The following is a 21,577-nucleotide window of genomic DNA, read 5'->3' as shown; positions in this document are numbered from 1 at the left end:
GTACCCCTGATCACCGCGGCGCTCATAGGGTGCTCCCATGATGGTCCCCGCGGCACTGTTGCTGCTCGGCGCCTTGGCCGCCGTCGTCGCCCCACGGCTGCTCGCCCGGGCCGACTGGGCGGACCACGAGCCGGTGGTCGCGCTGTGGGTGTGGCAGTGCGTGGTGGTGGCCGTGCTCCTGTGCTGCGCCCTGTCGATGACACTCAGCGCCGCCGCCGCGTGGCAGGCGGTGCGCGGCCATGTGTTCGCCAGTGCGCCGCACGCGGTCGTGGACGCCTATCCCCTGGTGACGACCGGGCCTTGGGCCGCCACGACCGCGGTGGCCCTCGCCTGCGGCGGGGCGTGGACCGCGGCGATGCTGGTCCGTGAGGTCGTACGGGCCCGGGCGCGACGTCGGCTGCGGAGGGCCGAACTCCTCGTGCGCGCCCCGGTGTTGCCCGGCGAGGAGCCTGGTGCCGAGCCGCTGGTCATCCTGGAGGGGGAGCGACCGGACGCCTGGTGGATGGCCGGTACCGCGCCCCAACTGGTCATCACCACAGCCGCGTTGAGACGCCTCAAGGGGCGGCAGTTGGACTCGCTGCTCGCGCACGAGCAGGGGCACGCACAGGCCCGGCACGACTGGCTGCTGCACTGCTCGGGCGCGCTCGCCAACGGGTTTCCGCAGGTACCGGTGTTCGCCGCGTTCCGGGCCGAGATGCACCGGCTGGTCGAACTCGCCGCCGACGACATGGCGTCCCGGCGCTTCGGCCGCCTCACGACCGCGCTCGCACTGGTCGAACTCAACGAGGACCGCGGGGTGTTCGGGCCGTGCCCCACTCCGCACGCCCATGTCCCGCAGCGGGTGCACCGGTTGCTCACTCCCCCGGACCGCCTCACGGCGATGCGCCGCCTGGGCCTGACCGCGACGGCGGCGCTGGTGCCGGTGGTTCCGGTCCTGGTGGCGTTCGTGCCGGGATTGCGGGCACTCGGCTGAGGAAGGGCCCGCAGGGCTGAGGCGGGGGCGGGGAGGACGCCACCCCGGGGCGGGGTTCGCTCCGCGCACCGCTAGTCGGCGAGGATCACTTCATGCACTACCCTCCCCGCCCGACGCTCCGACAGACCGGCATCGCCCTCGCCCTGTGCTCCGCGCTGCTCCTCACCCTCGTCGCGGTCGAGTGGCATCCGCTGATCGACGTCGACGAGCGGATCGCCCGGACCTCGCATCGCTGGGCGGTCGAGGATCACGGCCTGACGCATGCGTTCCGCATCCTGACGGACTGGGTCTGGGACCCCCTGACCATGCGCCTTGTATGTGCCGCCGCCATGGTGTGGCTGGTGTGGCGGCGCTCGGCATGGTGGACAGCTCTATGGCTGGCGGCCACATGTGCGCTGGGCACACTGTTGCAGCAGGCCCTGAAGGCGCTGGTCGGCCGACCCCGCCCGGTATGGCCCGACCCCGTCGACTCGGCCCACTACGCCGCCTTCCCCTCCGGACATGCCATGACCGCCACGGTGGTCTGCGGCCTGCTGCTGTGGCTGCTCCACGACTACGGCACCGGACGCGTTGTGTGGCGTACGGCCATGACCTTGGCGGTGATCTCCGTCGTGGGTGTGGGGCTGACCCGCGTGTGGCTGGGTGTGCACTGGCCGTCGGACGTGTTGGGCGGGTGGCTCCTGGGGGCGCTCGTGGTGGCGCTTGCCGTCGCGGTGTACGAGCGGCGACGGGTGTGAGCGCGGCCGGGCGGCGGTGGCGGGTATGAACACCACTGGGCGGCGGTGGCGGTTGTGAGCGCGGCCGGACGGCGGCATGCCTATGTCGGACCGACGGAGTTGCTCGCCGCCGTGCGACCTGGCGCGGAGGGCCGGGTCGTACGGTCGGCGGGGGAGCTGAACGCCTGGCTGACCGGGCAGGAGACGGCCGAGCTGGCCGAACCCTTCACCTACGTCGTCGGGCTGGACGGGTTGCTGCGCCTCGCCCCGCGCCGGAGTGAGCATGTGGCGTGTGCCGGGGGCGCCGATGTGCTGGGTGCGGGAGAGATGGGATTCGAGCAGGCGACGGGGTTCTGGGTCGTCCGGGAGGTCAGCAACCTGTCCACCGGTTACTGTCCGCACCTCGACTCGTGGCAGGCGGTGGCACGCGCCCTCGACCTGGCCGGCATCGGCCGCCCTGCCGGTTTCACGCACGCCGTGGTGTTCCGGCGCTGTACACCGTGCCGGGAGATCAACATCGTGCGCGAGGGCGATTTCGTCTGCGTGTTCTGCGGAAGCGGTCTTCCCGCCGAGTGGAATGTCGCTGCGTAAGATCACCGCATGAATGCCGTCCTCTTCGACTTCTCCGGAACCCTCTTCCGCATCGAGTCCACCGAGTCCTGGCTGCGTGCCGTGCTGCGCGAGACAGGGATCGCGCTGCCAGAACCGGAGTTGGCCGAGGCGGCGCGGGCGCTGGAGTCGGCCGGGGCGATGCCGGGCGGGGCGCAGCCGGAGCAACTGCCCGAGGAATTCGCCGAGATCTGGGCGATCCGGGACGAGAGTTCCGCGCTGCACCGGGCCGCGTACACCGGCGTCTCACGCCAAGTCCCGCTCCCCGACCCGGCGTTGCACGACGCGCTGTACGACCGGCACATGACGCCGGACGCGTGGACGCCGTACCCGGACACGGAGGACGTGCTGCGGACCCTGCACGAGCGCGGGATCGGCGTGGGCGTGGTCAGCAACATCGGCTGGGATCTCCGACCGGTGTTCCGCGACCACGGGCTCGACGCTTACGTGGACGCGTACGTCCTGTCTTACGAACACGGCGTCCAGAAGCCGGACCCGCGACTGTTCACGGTCGCCTGCGAGGCCCTCGGTGTCGACCCGAAGGACGTGCTGATGGTCGGCGACGACCGGTGGGCGGACGGCGGGGCGGCGGCTCTGGGGTGCGAGGTGCACTTCGTGGACCACCGACTGGTGACGGAACGGCCGGACGGTCTGCGGCCAGTGCTTGAGCTGGTTGAGCGGGAACAGGGCGGGCCTCGGGGCTGACCCTGCCAGTACGCGGGACCGTCCTCGGAACAGCAGGCGGAGCACCCTCGAAGCAATCGTCAATTACAGATTGACGATTGGGGATCGTCAATTTAAAGTTGACGCATGAGCCCACTCGACATCAGCCTCGCCGATCTGATCGCCCGTCTCGACGAGGAGCTCCCCGACACCGACGCACTGGCCCGCATCAGCGAAGCGCGACTGCGCGCCCAGACCCTGTCCGACCTCGGCGACCAGCTCATCGACCACTACGTCAGCAAGGCCAAGCAGGTCGGCGCGTCGTGGACCGAGATCGGCGACGCCATCGGAGTGTCCAAGCAGGCCGCCCAGCAACGGCACGCACCCGGCCCCTTCGAGCGGTACACCAACCTGAACCGGCACAGCATCGTGCTGGCGCAGGAGGCCGCCCGAACGCACAGGCACGACTCCATCGGCACCGAACACCTCCTGCTCGGCCTGCTCGGCGAACCGCGCGGCCTGGCGTACGAGGTGCTGGTGGCGAAGACCGAGTCGGAGCAGCGCGTCCGCGACGCGATCACGGAGGCGCTGCCGCCGGCCGGGGAGAAGGCGCTGCGGGGTCACATCGCGTTCCGGCCGGAGAGCAAGGAGGCCATCGAGCAGGCGCGCCGCGCGGCGGCCGACCTGGGCCATGACTGGGTCGGCACGGAACACACACTGCTGGGCCTGATCCGCGTCGAGGAAAGCCCGGCCGCGCAGATCCTCCGCAACCTCGGCTTCACACCGGACGAACTGCGGGAGACGGTCGAGGCCGAGATCGCCAACAGGCTTGCCGGGCGCGGCAAGTAGCACCGAAGCGATCAGCGGTGGAGACGTTCAGCCGCAACGCGGCAGGAGGAAACGATCAACGGTCGCGCCGGACCGGGCCGACGCGGCCTCCCCTCCCGTCAACCCACGCCGACGCACGCCGACGGACGTCAACTCACCCGACTCAGCTCTGATAGCCCTCGACCTCTGACTCCGGCCGCACCCGCGCCTCGTCCGGGTTCTCCCCGAACTCCACCTTGGCACGGCGCTGGCGCAACAGGTCCCAGCACTGGTCGAGTTCACGTTCCAGCTGCCCGAGGCGCTGATGCTCCGTGGCGCTGTCGATCGTGCCGGACGCGACGGCCTCCCGGAGCTTGCGCTCGTCGTCGACCATCTCGTTGATCCGCGCGAAGATCTGCTGGTCCTGCTCCATGCCCGTGCGCCTCCTCGGCTCGACACCCGTGCCCACTCTAGGGACGGTTCACGTGCCGTGCGACAGATGTGCGAGAAGGCGGCGCCGAGCGCCGGGTCAAAAGTCGCCCAAGGAAACCATTGGGGTGAAAAGGAGCCGCCCGCCTGAGACGATCCCCCGCGTCGCCCCAGACGGACGGCAGCATGCGCCAGGCCCCCTCGACGGGAGACCCGGACGTCCTGAGTATAGTTGGCTGATAGCCAGTCAACGCAGGAGTTACAGCATGTCCCCGCGAAGCGCCTCGGTCAATGAAGAGTTGCGACGGCGTTCCCGGGAACGGCTGCTACAGGCGGCCGTAGAGCTGGTGAGTGAGCGTGGGTACGAGGCCACGACCTTGGGCGACATCGCGGACCGGGCCGGTTCGGCGCGCGGACTGGTGTCGTACTACTTCCCCGGAAAACGCCAGCTCGTCCAGTCCGCCGTGCACCGCCTGATGCACCGCACCCTGGAGGAGGCCCTGGAGCGCGAGCCCCGGACCGACGACGGGCAGGAGCGGATGGCGCGGGCCATCGACGCGATTCTGGGCCTCGCTCACGACCGGCCCGTGCTGATGCGCCAGCACATGGCGGGGCTCCTCCAGGGCGAGGGCTTCGTGCAGTGCCCGGAGCAGCGGCGCCTGTCCGAACTGCTCGGGCAGACCATCGCGCAGTACGGGTCGGGGAACGTGCCCTCCGACTACCCGATGCTGCGCGCCCTGCTCATGGGCTCGGTCTACGCGGCACTCGTGCCGGGGGTGCCGATGTCGATTCCGGTGTTGCGGACCGAGTTGTTCCAACGGTACGGGCTCGACCAGGAGTTGGGGATCCCGCCGGAAGCCCGTGCGCGGGCCGGGGCGGCCGACACGGACCTGTCGCGGTTCTTCGCGACGGACGACAGGTCAACGCCCAGGCCCGCACCCGTACCTGCGCCCGCACCCACGCCCGAGAGTTCGGCCGACGACCGGCCGACCGAGCCCTCCGACGTGTAACGGCCGTACTCAGCGCCGAGCATGACGAGGCGTCAGAAATCCCGCGTCCCGCGCCTGCGAGATGAGCCGGAGGGACCGGCGCCGACTGTGCCCGGTCGCACACATCACCGCGAGGACGGGATCAACTCCCTCTTCCTGCGCGGCGCGATACTCCTGGGCGATCTGCCACCGCCCCTCGATGCCGCGCGGCCAGGCCGGCCGCGCCCGGCGCGCTCCGCCCGACTCCACCTCCTCCGCCCCGGATTGCAGCCCGCACGCCTCGAAGAGCGGCCCCTCGATCCAGTCGGCCAGCACCGTCAAGTCATCGAGGGACAGGGCAGGTTGGGCCCGTACGTCCTCGACGGAGACGTTCTGCTCGCACACCACGGCGAGTGCGTCGACCCGGGCGCCGTCGGGGAAGGCCAGCCGGACGTGGAACCACGAGGTGGCGCCGTCGTGCTCCTGAACCTCCCACGCGGGCCACACGGACACCGCACCGTCCGCCGGGGAGCGATCGGAAAGATTAACAAAGGATGCTTCTAGCACATACGCAACGTAACCGCATGATCACTTTCCATACGAACGGACACGCGCGCCCCCAGTGCGTACGGGTGCGTTCGGCACCCTGTCAGCGGAGCACCCGGGGTGCGATCCTGGAGGTGTCAGTGATCTGGCGAATCAGCGATCTCCTGTGTGCCTGACAGGTGAGGAGTTCCGCCGTGCTGCGTGTCGCCGTCGTCGGCTCCGGGCCGAGCGGGGTCTACACCGCCCAGAGTCTGGTCCAGATGGAGCCCGGGGTGCTGGTCGACGTCCTGGACCGGCTGCCGTGCCCGTACGGTCTGGTGCGCTACGGCGTGGCACCGGACCACGAGAAGATCAAGTCGCTTCAGAACAATCTGCGCGCGGTCCTGGAGCACGGGCGGGTGCGGTTCCTCGGCGGGGTGCTCGTCGGGCCCGGCGGGCTGTCGGCCGCCCGGCTGCGGGAGTTGTACGACGCGGTCGTGTACTGCGTGGGCGCCGCCACCGACCGCCATTTGGGAATTCCCGGCGAGGAGCTGCCGGGCAGCTGGTCGGCGACCGAGTTCGTGTCCTGGTACAGCGCCCACCCGGACTCCACCGCCGACGGTTTCCTGCTCGGCGCGCGTACGGCCGTCGTCATCGGCGTGGGCAATGTCGCGGTGGACGTCACGCGGATACTGGCGCGCGGCACGGCCGAGCTGAGCAGTACCGACATCCCGCAGGCCGCCCTCACCGCACTGGCCGCCAGCGGGATCACGGACATCCACATGGTCGGCCGGCGCGGCCCCACGCAGGCCCGCTTCACCACGAAGGAGCTGCGCGAACTGGGCGGGCTCCCGGACACCGAAGTGACCGTGGACGCGGCCGAGTTGGCGCTCGACCCGGGCTGTCTCGACCTCTCCGCGCTGCCCGGCGCCCAGCGGCGCAACGTCGAGGCACTTCGCAACTGGGCCGTACTCCCTCCCCGGGGTGCCCCACGCCGTATCCACCTCCGCTTCTTCCTCCGTCCCGTCGAACTCCTCGCCGACGCGGGGCGGGTGGGCGCCGTGCGCTTCGAACGCACCGCGCCGGACGGGCGGGGCGGAGTGGTCGGCACCGGCCAATTCGAGGAGATCGAGGCGCAGTTGGTGCTGCGCTCGGTGGGTTATCGCGGAGTGCCGCTGGACGGGCTGCCGTTCGACACCGAGCACGGCACCGTGCCGCACCAAGCCGGCCGTGTCGTACGCGAAGGGCGTGCCGTACCCGGCGAGTACGTGGCCGGCTGGATCAAGCGGGGCCCGACCGGCGTCATCGGCACCAACCGCCCGGACGCCAAGGAGACGGTGACGTCCCTGCTCGCGGACGCCTCCATGCTCGTAGCGGAGGAAGTCTCCGAAGATCCCCTCGCCGTGCTGCGCGCCGAGGGGTTCGAGCCGGTCGAGTGGGTCGGGTGGGAGGCCATCGAGCGGGCCGAGGCGGAGTTGGGGGCTTCGCTCGGGCGGGGTGGTGTGGTCAAACTGCCGGACTGGGAGGCCTTGCTGGCGGCGGTACGTGGGGCACACACATAGCGATATGGGGGGGGCGCACACATAGCAGCTGGGCAAGACACACAGCGGCAACAACCCAGAAATCAACAAACTGTTCAAGGCGCCTACGGTCTCGAACTGTTCGCACGTTCCCCCCTCTCCGCCGCTCAGGAGTGCCCATGGCCACGACCACACCCGTGCATCCCGTCGACGAGGTGCCACCCGTACGGCAACTGGCCGCCTTCGGGCTCCAGCACGTGCTCGCGATGTACGCGGGTGCGGTGGCGGTGCCGCTGATCGTGGGCGGGGCGATGAAGCTGTCGGCCGCCGATCTGGCGTATCTGATCACCGCGGACCTGCTGGTGTGCGGGATAGCGACGCTCATCCAGTGCATAGGTTTCTGGCGGTTCGGCGTGCGGCTGCCGATCATGCAGGGCTGTACGTTCGCCGCGGTGTCGCCGATGGTGCTCATCGGTACGACGGGCGGCGGACTGCCCGCGATCTACGGCTCCGTGATCATCGCGGGGCTCGCCATCGCGCTCCTGGCCCCCGTCTTCGGCAGGCTGCTGCGCTTCTTCCCGCCGCTGGTCACCGGCACGGTGATCCTGATCATCGGTCTGTCGCTGCTGCCCGCGGCGGGCAACTGGGCGGCGGGCGGGCAGGGTTCGAAGGACTTCGGTGAACCTAAGAACATCGCGCTCGCCGCGTTCGTCCTCGCGGTCGTCCTCGGTGTGCAGCGGTTCGCGCCCGCCTTCCTGAGCCGGATCGCGGTGCTGATCGGCATGGCCGTGGGGCTGGTGGCCGCGGTGGTGTTCGGGTTCACGGACTTCAGCGGGGTCGGGGACGCCGACTGGGTGGGCATCAGCACGCCGTTCCACTTCGGTACGCCCACCTTCCACGCCTCGGCGATCGTGTCGATGCTGGTGGTGGCGCTGGTGACGATGACCGAGACGACCGGTGACCTGATCGCGGTCGGCGAGATGACCGACCGGAAGATCGAGCCGCGCTCCCTTGCGGACGGTCTGCGCGCCGACGGCCTCTCCACCGTCCTCGGCGGCGTCTTCAACACCTTCCCGTACACGGCGTACGCCCAGAACGTCGGCCTCGTCGGCATGACCCGGGTCCGCAGCCGCTGGGTCGTCGCCGTGGCCGGTGGCATCCTCGTCGTCCTCGGTCTGCTGCCCAAGCTCGGCGCGGTCGTCGCGGCGATACCGGCGCCGGTGCTCGGCGGCGCGGGCCTGGTCATGTTCGGTACGGTCGCCGCGAGTGGTCTGCGCACCCTGACCCAGGTCGACTTCAAGGACAACCACAACCTCACCGTCGTCGCCGTCTCGGTGGCCGTGGGCGTGCTCCCGGTCGGGGTGCCGACGATCTACGCCCAGTTCCCGGACTGGTTCCAGACGGTGATGAACAGCGGCATCAGCGCGGGCTGTCTGACGGCGATCGTGCTGAACCTGCTCTTCAACCACCTTCCGTCGAAGGGGAGTTCACCGGCAACCAGCACCGAGGCTCCGGCCGGCGCTGTCGCGGAGGAGCCGGTCGTCTAGGGCCCGTCCGGCGGACTCTGTCGCAGACGCGGGGCGTGACACGCACTCCCTCGCTGCCCAAAGCGCATGGGCCCCAGCGGCGTCGCCGTCGGTCGCCGAGTCCCCCACTGTCGGTGCCCGCGGCGGCAGCCGCTGATGTCAGCGTCCGCTCCGCCCTGCGTCCGCGGGCACGACGCCCCGCTCACCGGCGCCGATCAGACACCACCGATGTCCTGCGCCACGATCAGCGCAGCAGTCCGGCGGGGACCGTCGCGGCCAGCACGCCGTACCCCGTCGGATTGAGATGCAGCCAGTCGCCGACCTGGAGGGCCGCGAGCAGACGGCGCGGGTCGGCGGGGTCGCGTACGGCGCGGTCGAAGTCGAGGACCGCGTCGAAGCGACCGGCCGTGCGGATCCAGGAGTTGACCACCTGGCGGGAGGACTCGCGCTCGCCCGCCGGGTCGTCGTAGGTGTTGCCGCCGAAGGGGAGCAGGGTCGCGCCGTAGACGCGGATGCCCTGCGCGTGGGCGCGGACGACGATCTGGCCGTAGGCGGCCAACAGGTCTTCCGTGAGCTGGTGTTGGGCGGCGGGGGTCGCGTCGGCGGTGCCGATGTCGTTGACGCCCTCGAAGACGATGAGGCGCGTGACCCCGCTGCGGGAGAGGACATCGCGGTCGAGGCGGGCGAGGACGTTGGGCCCGAGGCCGTCGTTGAGGACGCGGTTGCCGCCGGCGGCCTGGTTCAGGATCGCCACGGCCGCGGTGGCGGGGAGGGTGCGGAGGCGGTCGTAGAGCTGGTCGGGCCAGCGGTCGTTGGCGTTGGTCGTGGAGCCTCGGCCGTCGGTCAGTGAATCGCCCAGGATGGCTACGGCCGTGGTGGCACGCGGGGCCAGGACCTCGACGTCGCTCAGCAGATACCAGTGGTCGACCGGGGTCGCCCCGGGCAGCAGGTCCTGGTCCTCGGTGTGGTCGCCGGTGCGGAGGTACGACGTCGTGCGCGAGCCCGGGTGCGAAGTGAGCGCGAGCGAGGGCTGGCCCGTCGCCAGGTAGGTCGTCACGGTCAGGACGGACGCGGGACGCAGGTCCAAGTCCAGTGGGTCGGAGACCAGTTGGGCGCCGACGGGGACGGTCGTGGATCTGCGTCCGGCGAACGTGACCGGTCTGCTGCTGCCGGCGACGATCGCGCCGGCTCCCGCCCTGCCGTCCTGCGGGAGGGCCAGCGTCACCGCGGTGAGCGGGAGCGGGGTGTCGCCGTAGGCGTTGGAGAAGCGCAGGCGCAGCTTTCGGCCGCCGGTGGTGACCCGGAGTGTCTGCCTCAGCGTGGTGTCGACCAACACCGACTTGGTCCCGGTGAAGGGCGCGGGTGGCAGGTTGCCGGGCTCGGTGAGCTGGGGCATCGCCGTCCAGGTGTTCACCCAGTGCGCGGTGGGAGGAGCCGAACGTCCCTCGGCGCGTGCGGGGTTGGTGGCGACCAGGGCCGACAGGGCCGTCGTTGTCGTCGCGACGATCGCTGTCCGTCTCGTTGGCTGCACGGAACCGGCCTTCCTCTGACGGGAGTTGGGGGCGAGGGTGCGTGCCGGAGGCGTCGGGCACGCACCCGGAGGTGGGTCAACCGACCGTGCAGGTCGTCCCGTTGAGCGCGTAGGCCGTCGGCGCCGCGCTGTTGCCGGTGTGGTTCGCCTGGTAGCCGATGGTCACGCTCGCGTTGGGCGCGATCGCGCCGTCGTACGACGCGTTGGTGGCCGTCACCGTGCCGGAGGCCGGTGTGTAGGTGGCGCCCCAGCCGTTGGTGATGGTCTGGCCGGTGGGCAGGGTGAAGCCCAACTGCCAGCCATTGACGGCACTTGTACCGGTGTTGGTGATGGTCACGGAGGCGGTGAGGCCGGTGTTCCAGGCGCTGGTCGTGACGGTCACCTTGCAGGGGCCGGTCGAGGGCGGGGGTGTGGTGCCGCCGCCGGTCAGGCCGAAGAAGGTGAGGACGCGGGCGCCCATGCCGTAGGCGTAGAGGTTGTGGGTGACGCCCTGGAGGCTGATCGCCTCGACGGGGGCCTGGTCACCGGTGGCGCCGTAGCGGGTGCGGGTCCAGCCGGTCGCCGGGGTGTCGGTGGCAGCCGGGGTCTGGCTGACGCCCCGCACGTTCGTCCACTGTTTGATCTCCTCGCCGAAGTTCGGGTAGCGCAGGATGTCGTCGGCGGTGCCGTGCCACAGCTGCATGCGGGGACGCGGGCCGGTGTAGCCGGGGTCGGCGCCCCGGACCAAGTCGCCCCACTGCTGCGGGGTTTGGACGACCGTGCCGTTCGCGCAGGCCGTGTTCCACTCGGAGCCGTCGGTGGTGGCGAAGCAGCCGAACGGTACGCCGGCGAAGGCGGCGCCCGCCGCGAACACGTCGGGGTAGTCGCCGAGCAGGACGTTCGTCATCATCGCGCCGGAGGAGATGCCCAGCGCGAAGACGCGGGAGGTGTCGGCTGAGTAGGTGCTGGTCACCCAGTCGACCATGGACTTGATGCCGACCGGGTCGCTGCCGCCGTCGCGGTGCAGGGCCTGGGGCGAGGAGACGTCGAAGCACTTGCTGGCACGGGTGACCGACGGGTAGACGACGATGAAGCCCAACTGGTCGGCCAGCGAGGCGTATTCGGTGCCGGAGTACATCGCCGGGCCCGATCCCCCGCAGTAGTGCACGGCCACGACGATCGCCGGGTGCGCGGTGACGGCGGCGGGGACGTACACGTACATCTGGAGGTTGCTGGGGTTGCTGCCGAAGCCGGTGACCTCGGTGAGGGTGGCGGTGGGGACGGCCTCGGTGCGGGCGGCGGCCGGGGGCGCGACGAGGGTCAGGGCCGCGAGTAACGGCACCAGTGCTCCGAAGAGGGCGACGAGTACCGAACGCGGCGGTTTTCTCGAGGACTTGAGGGTGTTGGCGGCTGTGGGGCGCACGTCGTCGTCCCTTCCTGATCGCGGCTCGTGCGGCATCTTTCGGGGAGAGCAATCGGCATCGTGACATGGACATGGGTGCCATGGAAGCGCTCCCACGCTTCGAATAGTTTCTGCACAAGGCGTTGACTAGAAAGCGCTTGCACCCTACGTTCCGTTCAGAAGTGTGACCGCGCGGTCCTTCATTGCGTACATCGTTCACGTACACGATCACTCCACTCCCCCGGAAGGGACGCACCCGCATGCGTACTCGCCCCCCACAAGCACATCCACGACGAGCAGCTCTGGCGGCGGCCGCGCTCGCCACAGCAGCCGTGCTCGTACTCCCCCAGTCCGCGTCGGCGGCCGACGCCTCGCCGGTCGGTTTCGGTGCCGGGACGACCGGTGGCGGCAGCGCCACGGCGGTCACGGTGTCGACGCTGGACGCCTTCAAGTCGGCGGTCACCGGCAGCGGTTCGAAGGTGGTCAAGGTCAACGGCCTGATCTCGCTGAGCGGTCAGGTCGACATCGGGTCCAACACGACGGTGCTGGGCGTCGGTTCGGCGTCCGGGTTCACCGGCGGCGGACTGCGGCTGAAGAAGGTGACCAACGTCGTCGTCCGCAACCTGAACATCAGCAAGCCGGTCGCGCCGGCCGACGGCATCACCGTGCAGGCCTCGACGAAGGTGTGGATCGACCACAACGCCTTCTCGTCCGACCTCGACCACGGCAAGGACTACTACGACGGCCTGCTCGACATCAACCACGCCTCCGACTACGTCACCGTCTCCTGGAACACCTTCAAGAACCACTACAAGGGCTCGCTCGTCGGCCACAGCGACAACAACGCGAGCGAGGACACCGGGCATCTGCGCGTGACGTACCACCACAACTGGTTCGACCAGGTCAACTCCCGTATCCCCAGCCTGCGTTTCGGCACCGGGCACTTCTACGACAACTACGTCGTCGGCGCCGAGACGGCCGTGCACTCGCGCATGGGCGCCCAGATGTTCGTCCAGAACAACGTCTTCCGGGACACGGAGGTCGCCGTCACGACGAACCGGGACAGCGACGTGGACGGCTACGCCAACCTCAGCGGCAACGACCTCGGCGGAGCCGCCACCGAGATCTCGCAGGTCGGCACGTTCACCAGCCCGCCGTACAGCTACACCGCCGAGCCCGCCTCGACCGTCGTCGCCTCGGTGACCGCGGGCGCGGGCACCGGAAAGCTCTGACCACTCCCCCACCTCGGAGAAGGAATCGGGACATGACTTCTTCCGCACGATCACGTGTGCTGACCGGCGCACTGGCCGCCTTCGGCCTCTCGGTTGGCATGATCATGGCATCCGGCACCCTCTCGCCGGCCAGTGCCGCCACCTGGCCCACCGCGAGCGGCAGTCAGGCGGTGACCTCGACGATCTCGGTCTCGGGCACCAAGGACTACGGGATGCTGCGCCTGTACGGCAGCGGCGACCTGGGCACGGGCAGCCAGGACGAGGACCAGGGCCCCATCCTGGAGCTGGCCGCCGGTGCCGTCGTCAAGAACGTCATCATCGGCTCACCCGCCGCCGACGGCATCCACTGCCTGGGCAGTTGCACGCTGCAGAACGTCTGGTGGGAAGACGTCGGCGAGGACGCGGCGACCTTCCTGGGCTCCTCGTCGTCCAACGTGTACACCGTCTCCGGCGGTGGCGCGAAGGAGGCCAGCGACAAGGTGTTCCAGTTCAACGGCGCCGGGACGCTCAACGTCTCCAACTTCGCGGCGCAGACCTTCGGTACGTTCGTCCGCTCGTGCGGCAACTGCAAGACGCAGTACAAGCGCACGATCAACCTCAACACCATCGAGGCGACCTACAAGGGCAGCCGGCTCGTCGGCATCAACACCAACTACGGTGACAGCGCGACCCTGAAGGCCATCACGATCGTCGGGGACACCAGCAAGAAGATGATCCCCTGCCAGAAGTACATCGGGAACAACACGGGCGCGGAGCCGACGACCAACGGCACGGGCGCGGACGGCACTTACTGCCGTTACTCCACCTCCGACATTACCTACCGGTAGACCGGGCGCCGCAGCTTCAGCGCGGATGATCTCGCACACTGACCTCTTCACCCGCTCTTAGCAGCACCAATAGTGGATCCACTACTGGCTCGCACAGCAGTAGAGGGGGCCGTCATCCGGCCACGGACGACGGCCCTCACAGCCTCAGGGATTCTCAGGGGGTTTCGGCATGCGCATGGGGACTTATGACGACAAATCGCGTGACTACGACCGTCGCGCAGACCAGGCGCTGGTCGCCTTCTACAACCTGGCCAAGGCTGGTGGCGGAAGATTTCAAGTCCAGTGAGACGGTCTTGACGCTATGAGGTTTGTGGTGCGGGTTCGCGGCGCTTGGGCGGGTCGTTGATCCAGGCGGTCTGGGGTATCTCGGGTGGTCGGGGGCGGCGGCCGAAGCGTTCGGGGTGTCGGGCGTATGCCCTCGGAGAGGGTGACGGCCCGCTGGTCGCGGACCTCCTCGACGGTCCCGAAGTGGACGGAGGCGGGTGTGTGGAAGCCGATGCCGGGGTGCCTGTGTTCGTGGTTGTAATAGGCGATGAACGCGTCGAACCACTCGCGGGCGTGGGCCAGGGAATCGAACCGTTCGGGATAGTCCGACATGTACTTCGTGGTCTTGAACTGGGCTCGCTGTAGGGGTTGTCGTTGGAGACCTTCGGCCGGGAGTGTGACCTTGTCACCCTGAGATCAATCAGCAGCTGGGAGACCTCCTTGCTCGTCATCGAGGTGCCGCGGTCCGCGTGCACGGTCTCGGGCACGATCTGGTTGCGGATGATGCTCTCGCGGATCAACTCCTCGGCCCGCCGGGCCGATTCGGCGAGCTCAACGGTGTGGCCGACGATGTAGCGGCTGAAGATGTCGATGATGACGTAGGCGTGATACCAGACGCCTCTGGCCGGTCCGGCCGCCTGGGTGATGTCCCAGGTAAACACCTGCGACGGGGCGGTGGCCACCAGCTCGGGCACCGCCCGGGCGGGGTGGGTGGCCTGCCTTCGGCGCTCGCCGGACTGGCCCTTGTCGCGCAGGATCCGGTACATCGTGGAGACGCAGCAGTGGTAACGCCCGGCATCCAGCTCGCGGGCCCAGATCTGCGCGGGCGGCATCTCGGCGTACTCGTCGCTGTTCATCATCTCCAGGACCGCCGCCCGCTCATCGGGTGTGAGGGATGAGGGCTGGACCTGCGGTTTTCTGGGTTTTCGCTCGGTCCGGGGCCGCAGCCGGCGGTAGTGGGTGGCCCGGGAGCGGCCGGTCAGCCGGCACGCGGCCGTGATGCCCAGTTCGCCCTGGACACCGGTGAACGCGTCGTCGACCACCGGTTCGGCGGCAGCGTTCAGTCCGCGCTCTCGGAGATCATTTCCAAGAGCGCGGAAGCTTTTCCCATGACTTCCAACGCGGCCTTGTTCCGGGCCAGTTCCTTCTCCAGCCGTTCTACCTGGCGGCGCAGTTTCTCGTTCTCCGCCTCGTCGGCAGGCTTCTTCGGCCTCGCCGGACTGGTGCGCTGGTCGACCAGCTTCTCCAGGGCCCCGGCATCCCGCGCGGCCCGCCATTCCTTGACGTGCGAGTGGTACAGGCGCTCGCGGCGCAGGACTGCGCCCTTCTCGTTCTTCGGGGCGGCGTCGTACTCGGCCACGATCCGCAGCTTGTACTCGGGGCTGAAAGTGCGGCGCTTCGGTCGGGGAGCCGGGTCGGATCCGGCGGACGTGGTGCTGGTCATGAGGGGGTGGTTCTCCTGTCATGCCTTCTCAGGCTAACCCGACAAAGCGGGGCGTCTCACCTAAGGCTGACAGAGAGGGTCCAGCCGATCGCTGCCCGTCCGACACGCCTGCTCGTGTCCTCCAGCAGCTGCTGTGTGGAAGCGCCTTTCGGTTCGACCGCCTGCGTCCACATCGGGAGAAGACCCCACACGTACATGAACGTCATGGCGGAGGCTGCATGTTCAGTCACCTGGTCAGGATGCTGGGCGACACCGTTGACGAGCCGCACCGCGTACAGGACGACACCGCACACGCCCACGCCCCACACGGTCACTTTCACGCGCCACCAGCGATGCTGCCACGCTGTGTCGTTCCGCTTCCCGGACATCCAGCGGCTCACCCGCTGGAGGGCGTACCACTTTTCTGCTCTGCTCCGCCAGAACCGGCATCCGTACAGGGCGAGGAACAGTCCGACGGTGAACAGGAGGAGGCTGGCAGCCCTGTTGGTGACGTCGGGCGAGGTGTCAAAGAGGGCGTTTCCCCAGATATTGAGGGTGAATCCGACGGGGAGGATGACCAGCCGCCAGTGGATACGCGCCCCTGCGGTCACCTGATGTGTGAGCGACATGGCCTCATCGTCGGATCACCATCCGGTAGGAGGTGGGGACTTGACACAGATCAGAGGTTGCGGGTCGGGCGCTGCGCGGTCGGTCCAGAGCGGGCACGCGCCCATGAAGCTCGCCGGGCCTGGCCGGGTAAGGCAGCGTGTCGGGCGACCATCCGCGAGGCTTGTAGAAAACTCCGTAGCCGCAGGTCAGAGGGCTTCCCTCCCGGGCGCACAAAACGGACAGGGTTGAATCCCGGAACGGATTTCACGACTTCGCAGGTCAGCACATGCGCCAGTGAACAGTGCGCCCCACCGACTCCTCACCGAGCTCTCGCCGGCGAAAACACACCTACCGGCTGTCCCCTCGGCCCCCGACCGAGGAGGCGCAAGCAGCTACCTGAATCGCCTCCCCCGGGCGGGTATACCCGATGTATTCTGTCGGGCATGGCACACACAACGATCAAGGTCGAGAGCAGCATCCGGGACCGGCTGGCGATCCTGGCCGCCGAGAAGGACACCACGATCGCGGGGCTCGTCGGCGAATTCGCCACCCACACCCTCACGCAGAGCGAGCGGGACGAGCAGGTCGCGAAGACCCTCGAAGTCCTGCACACGCTCTCCGGCTACGCCCCGGATCCCGAGCAGGACCGCGCAGCGGACGATGAGCTCACGCGCCGGCTCGGCAGCGCCGCGTGAACCCTGTCGCCCCTGTCGATGTAGTCCTCGACGACAGCGCGCTGCTTGCTCTGGGCTCGGGCAACGTCCTGGCCTCCCGCCTTCTGTACCAGGCCGCCGAGACCGGGGCCTGGCGCGTCCATGTCGCGCTGGCCGCACTCGCCGAAGCGGACCGGGTACGCACCGGACTCGCCGGCCACCTCGGCATGCTGGACCAGGTGGTTTTTCATCCGCTCGATCTCGCCGCCGTCCTGGCTGCCTCGGGCCACGAGCGGTCTCTGGGCTGGTGCCACACCCACCATGTGGCCATGCCCGGCCCCGAGCGCCTGGATGGGGCACGCGTCGCCACCGTCCAGCCCAAGGCCTGGGACGGGGCCGACGTCCGGGTGCTCGACCTCTCTGCCTGAGCGGTCCGCGCGGGTCAGGGCGGACTTCACCCGTGGATGTGATCCCAGCACTTCCCCAAGAGCTCGTAACACGATCTTGTTGAGGTGCCCTGGTCGGGCGTGACGGATGTGACGATTCGGCCGTTCGGGAGAGTGTGAGTACTCGACCGTGGATGGTGGATGACGACTTGTGGGCGCTGATCGAGCCGCTGCTGCCGCCCTGGCCCGAGCGATCACCGGGGCCTCGGCCGGTGGCGGACCGGCTGTGTCTGCAGGGCATCCTGTACGTGCTCCACAACGACATAGCCTGGCAACTCCTGCCGCTGGAGCTGGGGTTCGGCTCCGGACAGACTTGCTGGCGGCGCCTGGGGCGGTGGCAGCAGGCCGGGGTCTTCGACCGGCTGCACCGCATTCTGCTCGCCGAGCTGAATGCGGCCGGCGAACTCGACTGGTCCCGCGCGTGTGTGGACGGCTCCCACATCCGTGCGAAAAAGGGGGAGCGGACACCGGTCCGTCGCCGGTCGACCGACGGAAGACGGGCAGCAAGCATCATTTGATCTGTGACGGGCGCGGCACCCCGCTCAAGGTCATCACCACCGCTGCCAACGTCAACGACGTCACCCAGACCCTCGCCCTCGTCGACGGCATCCCGCCCGTGGCCGGGCGTCCCGGCCGGCCACGCCGGCGCCCCGATGCGCTGCTCGGGGACAAGGGCTACGACTCCAGCCCCCACCGCGAGGAACTGCGCAAGCGGCGGATCCTGCCGGTCATCTCCCGCAAGGGCGCGCCCCGAACATCAAGGGCCTGGGCAAGCTCCGTTACGTCGTGGAGCAGACTTTCGCCCTGCTTCACCAGTTCGAGCGTCTCGCCGTGCGATGGGAACGCCGGACCGAACTCCATGACGCCTTCGTCTCGTTGGCCTGCGGCCTCATCTGCTGGAGGCGCCTGAAGAAGCACCGGTCATGATCGCGGCACGAGCTTTTGGCTACAGCTCACACCACTCACCCAGAGGGCCGGCCGCCCGCGTCCGGGTGAAGTCGTGCACCAGGTTCCACGCCCGATCGGTATCCAGGACAAAGTCGCCCGTGAACGCGGCGAGGTCGTCGATGATCGGGACTTCGACCTCGGCACTCGAGGGCACGGTGCCGTCGCCCATGAGCAGAGACATCCGCTCGGTGTCACTCATCAGATGGACGACCGCGTGATCATCTCGGAAGGCCAGGGTCAGCACCGGGAACTCCCTGTTCGGCAACCGAACCTCGACGTACCCCTGCCCACGCGAACGCAGGTCGTTGAAGCGGTCTGAGAGATCTGCCACCTCTGAACGTCTCTCAACCGGATGAAACAGTCCCGATTCCGGCGACGTCGCCGCCCACACCACGCTCACCCAGCCCCTCCTCCCCACACAGGCCACCACCAACGATCCAGGGCCACGCTCCCACGCTCCACCACGACACGACTACGGGGACTGGGCCGCATGATCGTGTTACGAGCTCTTAGGAGCTGTCCGGCCGATCATGTGACAAAGGCAGATAGAGACGGCGGTATTGCCTGTTTGCGGAGGGGTTACAGGTACGCCGACTCCACCCGGCCTGTGAACCGGCCGCCTACTTGATTGGCGAGCCAATGGACGCGGGCTGTCTGGTCACCGTTCCGGTTCCGGGCGTGCACGTGGACGGTGTGGTCCTGCGACGGCTCATCCTGGTAGAGGTCCCGGGAATTCACTGTCAGCGTGAGGTATGCGTACTTCTGCGAGATCGCCTCCAGGCCCGCTTCGGGAACCGCAGGCCACGCGTCTAGATCCCACCGAACAGCCGCGGGATCTGACCCCAGAGCGGCGATGAAGGGCTCGGCGAGGTCTAGCGGACGACCCCAGTCGAACACTTGGATCGGCAGGCAGTCTGCAGGGTTGTCGCCGGCCTCCGACGAGCCGTGCTCCTTGCCAACCGACGCCCACCATTCGAGGTCGGGCAGTACGTGACGTACTTGTGACAGGACATCCGGCGACCTGATCACGGCTTCGAAGTCGACCTCTCCCTGACCGATGTCTGCGATGTCCAGCAAGGCGCGCACCGCACGTATCGCTTCAGGCAGGTCGGCGGTTGTGAGGACAGCAGCCGCAGCAGAGTTACTCATCCCGGAACCATAAGACGGCACTCACAGACGGGCCGAGCGGTTTTGACCTGCCTCGCAGTTATCAGGACCGGAGCCAAATTGCAAGCGACGCTACGGTGACGGTGCCAAGGAAAACGTATCCGCGTTTGATGCCCCTATGGATGTCAACCGGCGGGGGCTGGTGCGGGAGATCGCCTCCGCGATGTGAGTAGGGCTTGGTAGATCTCGCGGGCGACGTAGCGTTTGAGGCATCGGATGGCTTCGCGTCGTGTCTTGCCCTCGGTGACTCGTCGTTCCACGTAGGAGCGGGTGCGGGTGTCCCAGCGCAGGCGGGCGATGACGATGGTGTAGAGCGCTGAATTGGCCTGGCGGTCGCCGCCGCGGTTGAGCCTGCGGCGTTGGGTCTTTCCGGACGATGCTTCCACGGGGCTGGCACCGCAGAGGGCGGCAAACGATGCCTCGGTGGCCAGGCGGTCGGAGTTGTCGCCGGCTGCTGTCAGCAAGGCCGCGGCCGTATCCGGGCCGACGCCGTAGAGGCCCAGGAGCTTGGGTGCGCAGGCATCGATCGCGGTGCTGATCCGGGTTGTGAGGTCGTTGATCTCCTCGGTGAGGTGCAGGACCCGCCGGGCCAGCAACCGGAGCGTGTGGCGGGATGCCGCCTGCGGGCCGGCGCCGGGCGCGGGCCTTAACTGCGAACAGCGGCGGATGAGTTTGGGGTTGCTGAGTCCGGCCAGGGACTCACGCAGTGCCGGCTCCGCCGCCACGAGGATGGCTTTGAGCTGGTTGATAGCCATGGAACGGGACTTGACCGCGGAGGTCTTGGCCATTTTGAACGGGTGTGGCTCCTTTGGAGGGACGGCCCTACCTGCGTGAGCTGCGGCTTGAGGTACGCCCGAGTGATCGAGTCGACCACGACAGCGGGTCACGCGGTGACCGGCACCCTCGGCGCTGTCGATCTCGATCCGGCGCGTGGGCGTGACCTGCTGGTCCCGAAAGGATCTCCACGACCGGCAGTCGAGCCGAACCGGCAAATGCCCAGCTGAGCTTGTCCCTCGAAAGGAGCTGCACCCATTTTGAACAGTCGGATCGCCTCGACCGGGCCGTCGGTCGTTTTGGCGGTGGCCGTGGCCCGGCCGGAGAGCACTGCCCGGGCGGCGGCTGCCGCATCGATGTCGTCGGACTTGCCGTGCCGGCGGCGGGCGGCCTTGTCGGGTTGGTTGACTTCGGTGACCGTGATGCCTTCATGGAGCAGATAGCGGGTCAGCGCGGCTCCGCAGGAGCCGGTGCACTCGACCCCGGCCTGCTGTAACTGGCCAAAGGCACGAGCCCAGGACAGGAGCTGGCGATAGCCCTCCCGGGTCGTGGGGAACCCTCGAGTGTCCAGCAGGACTCCGGTGCTGGTGATGACCGCAGCCACGTGGACGTCTTTGTGCGTGTCGACGCCGAGCAGGACTTGTTCCTGCTGATCGGCTGTGTCGTGACGCGGATGGGTTTGCCGAGTCATGCTGGGCACGGTCGTCTGTCTCCTGATCGCCTCGGGAACACCGGTGGCCGACGCCGGAACGGTGTGGCGGTCAGGACTGTGACGGTGCCTGTCGCGAAGGCCCCTATCGGGACACGCCCACCGTTTCGGTGGCAGCACGCACCGCCTCAGACAGCAGTCGGCAGATCAAACGCAAGGCACGAGGGCCAGTCGTATCGCGGGCCAGACCACCGCCCGAGGCGGCACCCCAACATCCTCACAGTCGTACCGCGTGGCCACCGCTCGCGACTGCTTGAGTCGGTTGATCGCCCGTTCCACCGTGTTGCGTTTCTTGTAACGCTCTTCATCGAAGCCGGGTGGCCGCCCACCGCGTGAACCTTTGCGCAGGCGGGCGGCCTGGCTGTCGCTCTTCTCCGGGATCGTGTGCCGGATGTCCCGGCGCCTCAGGTACTCGCGGCACGGGCCGTTGCTGTAGCCCTTGTCGGCCGTGATGCTGTCGGGCTTCGTGCGAGGCTGGCCCGGACCGACCCGCGGAACGCGGATCTTTGCCAGCACTGTCTGGAACTGAGTGCAATCTGCCCGCTGCCCCGCAGTGACGACCAGGGATAGCGGGCGGCAGCGGCAGTCGGCGCTCAGGTGGAGCTTGCTGGTGAACCCGCCCCGCGAACGGCCCAGGCCCTCACCTCCTGCACCACCTCCACCAGGCGGGAAAGAAGGCTTCGCCAGGGCGTTTCGCCCTGGTGTTCTGCTGCTTCGGCCCCCTTTGACACGGGTGCCGGTGGCGGATCGATGCGGGCACCAGCCGCGTGCTGGTGAGCCCGCACGATGGTGGAGTCGACCGCGACGTCCCAGTCGATCTCGCCAGCGGCGTCGGCGGCGGCCTGGGCCTGCTGCAGCAGACGTTCCCACGTGCCGT

24 protein-coding genes and 2 pseudogenes are annotated in these 21,577 nt (G+C 68.7%); 13 read left to right on the top strand and 13 right to left on the bottom strand.

The window, feature by feature from the left end:
• The first annotated feature begins 37 nt into the window (after positions 1–37).
• The 5 genes from OG714_RS45315 (at position 38) to OG714_RS45295 (ending at position 3,810) form a co-directional block, all read left to right on the top strand.
• A complete protein-coding gene (locus OG714_RS45315) occupies positions 38–973 on the top strand; it encodes a M56 family metallopeptidase (RefSeq protein ID WP_406129952.1) in 936 nt (311 codons plus the stop codon).
• Between the two features lie 92 nt (positions 974–1,065).
• Positions 1,066–1,710: a phosphatase PAP2 family protein gene (locus OG714_RS45310; protein WP_406129951.1), complete on the top strand. Its 645-nt coding sequence runs from the start codon at positions 1,066–1,068 to the stop codon at positions 1,708–1,710.
• 45 nt (positions 1,711–1,755) lie between these two features.
• Positions 1,756–2,280: a hypothetical protein gene (locus OG714_RS45305; protein ID WP_406129950.1), complete on the top strand. Its 525-nt coding sequence runs from the start codon at positions 1,756–1,758 to the stop codon at positions 2,278–2,280.
• A gap of 9 nt (positions 2,281–2,289) precedes the next feature.
• Complete coding sequence (locus tag OG714_RS45300; RefSeq protein WP_406129948.1) at positions 2,290–3,003, top strand: HAD family hydrolase; 714 nt, start codon at positions 2,290–2,292, stop codon at positions 3,001–3,003.
• A gap of 105 nt (positions 3,004–3,108) precedes the next feature.
• Positions 3,109–3,810, top strand: a complete 702-nt coding sequence (locus OG714_RS45295; protein WP_406129946.1) for a Clp protease N-terminal domain-containing protein — start codon at positions 3,109–3,111, stop codon at positions 3,808–3,810.
• A 142-nt stretch (positions 3,811–3,952) separates the two neighbouring features.
• Here the strand turns inward: OG714_RS45295 and OG714_RS45290 are convergent, their stop codons facing one another.
• Positions 3,953–4,201 (bottom strand): DUF2630 family protein, encoded by a 249-nt coding sequence (locus OG714_RS45290; protein WP_406129944.1) that lies wholly within the window; start codon positions 4,199–4,201, stop codon positions 3,953–3,955.
• A 262-nt stretch (positions 4,202–4,463) separates the two neighbouring features.
• Here OG714_RS45290 and OG714_RS45285 point away from each other — a divergent pair, with 262 nt between their 5' ends.
• On the top strand, positions 4,464–5,207 hold the full coding sequence (locus OG714_RS45285; RefSeq protein ID WP_406129942.1) for a TetR/AcrR family transcriptional regulator: 744 nt from the start codon (positions 4,464–4,466) through the stop codon (positions 5,205–5,207).
• A gap of 9 nt (positions 5,208–5,216) precedes the next feature.
• Here OG714_RS45285 and OG714_RS45280 read toward each other — a convergent pair whose 3' ends face one another.
• Positions 5,217–5,678 (bottom strand): DUF6214 family protein, encoded by a 462-nt coding sequence (locus tag OG714_RS45280; RefSeq protein ID WP_406129941.1) that lies wholly within the window; start codon positions 5,676–5,678, stop codon positions 5,217–5,219.
• Between the two features lie 227 nt (positions 5,679–5,905).
• Here OG714_RS45280 and OG714_RS45275 point away from each other — a divergent pair, with 227 nt between their 5' ends.
• Together OG714_RS45275 and OG714_RS45270 are read left to right on the top strand one after the other, a co-directional pair.
• Positions 5,906–7,252 carry an FAD-dependent oxidoreductase gene (locus tag OG714_RS45275; protein WP_406129939.1) on the top strand — a complete coding sequence of 449 codons (1,347 nt, stop codon included), beginning with the start codon at positions 5,906–5,908 and terminating at the stop codon, positions 7,250–7,252.
• 137 nt (positions 7,253–7,389) lie between these two features.
• Entirely contained in the window at positions 7,390–8,757 is a 1,368-nt protein-coding gene (locus OG714_RS45270; protein ID WP_406129937.1) for a nucleobase:cation symporter-2 family protein, read from the top strand.
• Between the two features lie 223 nt (positions 8,758–8,980).
• Here OG714_RS45270 and OG714_RS45265 read toward each other — a convergent pair whose 3' ends face one another.
• Positions 8,981–10,267: an SGNH/GDSL hydrolase family protein gene (locus OG714_RS45265; RefSeq protein WP_406129935.1), complete on the bottom strand. Its 1,287-nt coding sequence runs from the start codon at positions 10,265–10,267 to the stop codon at positions 8,981–8,983.
• Positions 10,268–10,343: 76 nt separating this feature from the next.
• Positions 10,344–11,669 (bottom strand): PHB depolymerase family esterase, encoded by a 1,326-nt coding sequence (locus OG714_RS45260; RefSeq protein ID WP_406129933.1) that lies wholly within the window; start codon positions 11,667–11,669, stop codon positions 10,344–10,346.
• Between the two features lie 239 nt (positions 11,670–11,908).
• Between OG714_RS45260 and OG714_RS45255 the strand changes: the two genes are divergently transcribed.
• Positions 11,909–12,880 carry a polysaccharide lyase family 1 protein gene (locus tag OG714_RS45255; protein ID WP_406129931.1) on the top strand — a complete coding sequence of 324 codons (972 nt, stop codon included), beginning with the start codon at positions 11,909–11,911 and terminating at the stop codon, positions 12,878–12,880.
• Positions 12,881–12,912: 32 nt separating this feature from the next.
• Entirely contained in the window at positions 12,913–13,707 is a 795-nt protein-coding gene (locus tag OG714_RS45250; protein ID WP_406129929.1) for a pectate lyase, read from the top strand.
• Positions 13,708–13,980: 273 nt separating this feature from the next.
• On the opposite strand, the gene OG714_RS45245 is transcribed toward OG714_RS45250, so the two are convergent.
• The 4 genes and pseudogenes from OG714_RS45245 to OG714_RS45230 all read right to left on the bottom strand — a co-directional run bounded on the left by OG714_RS45245 (position 13,981) and on the right by OG714_RS45230 (position 16,023).
• Positions 13,981–14,304, bottom strand: a complete 324-nt coding sequence (locus OG714_RS45245) for an integrase core domain-containing protein (protein ID WP_406132167.1) — start codon at positions 14,302–14,304, stop codon at positions 13,981–13,983.
• 65 nt (positions 14,305–14,369) lie between these two features.
• A pseudogene (locus OG714_RS45240) lies at positions 14,370–14,738 on the bottom strand (DDE-type integrase/transposase/recombinase); the annotation flags it as partial.
• A 293-nt stretch (positions 14,739–15,031) separates the two neighbouring features.
• Positions 15,032–15,415 carry a hypothetical protein gene (locus OG714_RS45235; RefSeq protein WP_406129927.1) on the bottom strand — a complete coding sequence of 128 codons (384 nt, stop codon included), beginning with the start codon at positions 15,413–15,415 and terminating at the stop codon, positions 15,032–15,034.
• A 56-nt stretch (positions 15,416–15,471) separates the two neighbouring features.
• Positions 15,472–16,023, bottom strand: coding sequence for a hypothetical protein (locus OG714_RS45230; RefSeq protein ID WP_406129926.1), 552 nt, complete (start codon positions 16,021–16,023; stop codon positions 15,472–15,474).
• 423 nt (positions 16,024–16,446) lie between these two features.
• Here OG714_RS45230 and OG714_RS45225 point away from each other — a divergent pair, with 423 nt between their 5' ends.
• The 3 genes and pseudogenes from OG714_RS45225 (at position 16,447) to OG714_RS45215 (ending at position 18,029) form a co-directional block, all read left to right on the top strand.
• A complete protein-coding gene (locus OG714_RS45225) occupies positions 16,447–16,698 on the top strand; it encodes a hypothetical protein (protein WP_037756696.1) in 252 nt (83 codons plus the stop codon).
• Positions 16,695–17,084 carry a hypothetical protein gene (locus OG714_RS45220; RefSeq protein ID WP_406129924.1) on the top strand — a complete coding sequence of 130 codons (390 nt, stop codon included), beginning with the start codon at positions 16,695–16,697 and terminating at the stop codon, positions 17,082–17,084. The genes OG714_RS45225 and OG714_RS45220 overlap by 4 nt, the downstream gene beginning before the upstream one ends.
• Positions 17,085–17,236: 152 nt before the next feature.
• Positions 17,237–18,029: pseudogene (locus OG714_RS45215) on the top strand (IS5 family transposase).
• Positions 18,030–18,048: 19 nt separating this feature from the next.
• On the opposite strand, the gene OG714_RS45210 reads toward OG714_RS45215, so the two are convergent.
• From OG714_RS45210 to OG714_RS45190, 5 genes are all read right to left on the bottom strand, one after another.
• Positions 18,049–18,450, bottom strand: coding sequence for a hypothetical protein (locus OG714_RS45210; RefSeq protein WP_406129923.1), 402 nt, complete (start codon positions 18,448–18,450; stop codon positions 18,049–18,051).
• Between the two features lie 179 nt (positions 18,451–18,629).
• A complete protein-coding gene (locus OG714_RS45205) occupies positions 18,630–19,199 on the bottom strand; it encodes a hypothetical protein (RefSeq protein ID WP_406129921.1) in 570 nt (189 codons plus the stop codon).
• Positions 19,200–19,342: 143 nt separating this feature from the next.
• Positions 19,343–20,005 (bottom strand): transposase, encoded by a 663-nt coding sequence (locus tag OG714_RS45200; protein WP_406129919.1) that lies wholly within the window; start codon positions 20,003–20,005, stop codon positions 19,343–19,345.
• Between the two features lie 95 nt (positions 20,006–20,100).
• Positions 20,101–20,682, bottom strand: coding sequence for a transposase (locus OG714_RS45195; RefSeq protein WP_406132166.1), 582 nt, complete (start codon positions 20,680–20,682; stop codon positions 20,101–20,103).
• 165 nt (positions 20,683–20,847) lie between these two features.
• Entirely contained in the window at positions 20,848–21,570 is a 723-nt protein-coding gene (locus OG714_RS45190; RefSeq protein ID WP_406129917.1) for an IS5 family transposase, read from the bottom strand.
• Positions 21,571–21,577: the final 7 nt, after the last annotated feature.

Origin of the sequence: Streptomyces sp. NBC_00989 (assembly GCF_045162655.1) — a bacterium.
Classification (GTDB): Bacteria; Actinomycetota; Actinomycetes; order Streptomycetales; family Streptomycetaceae; genus Streptomyces.
The sequence above is the reverse complement of the archived record's forward strand: the minus strand, read 5'-3'. Positions and strand labels throughout refer to the sequence as shown.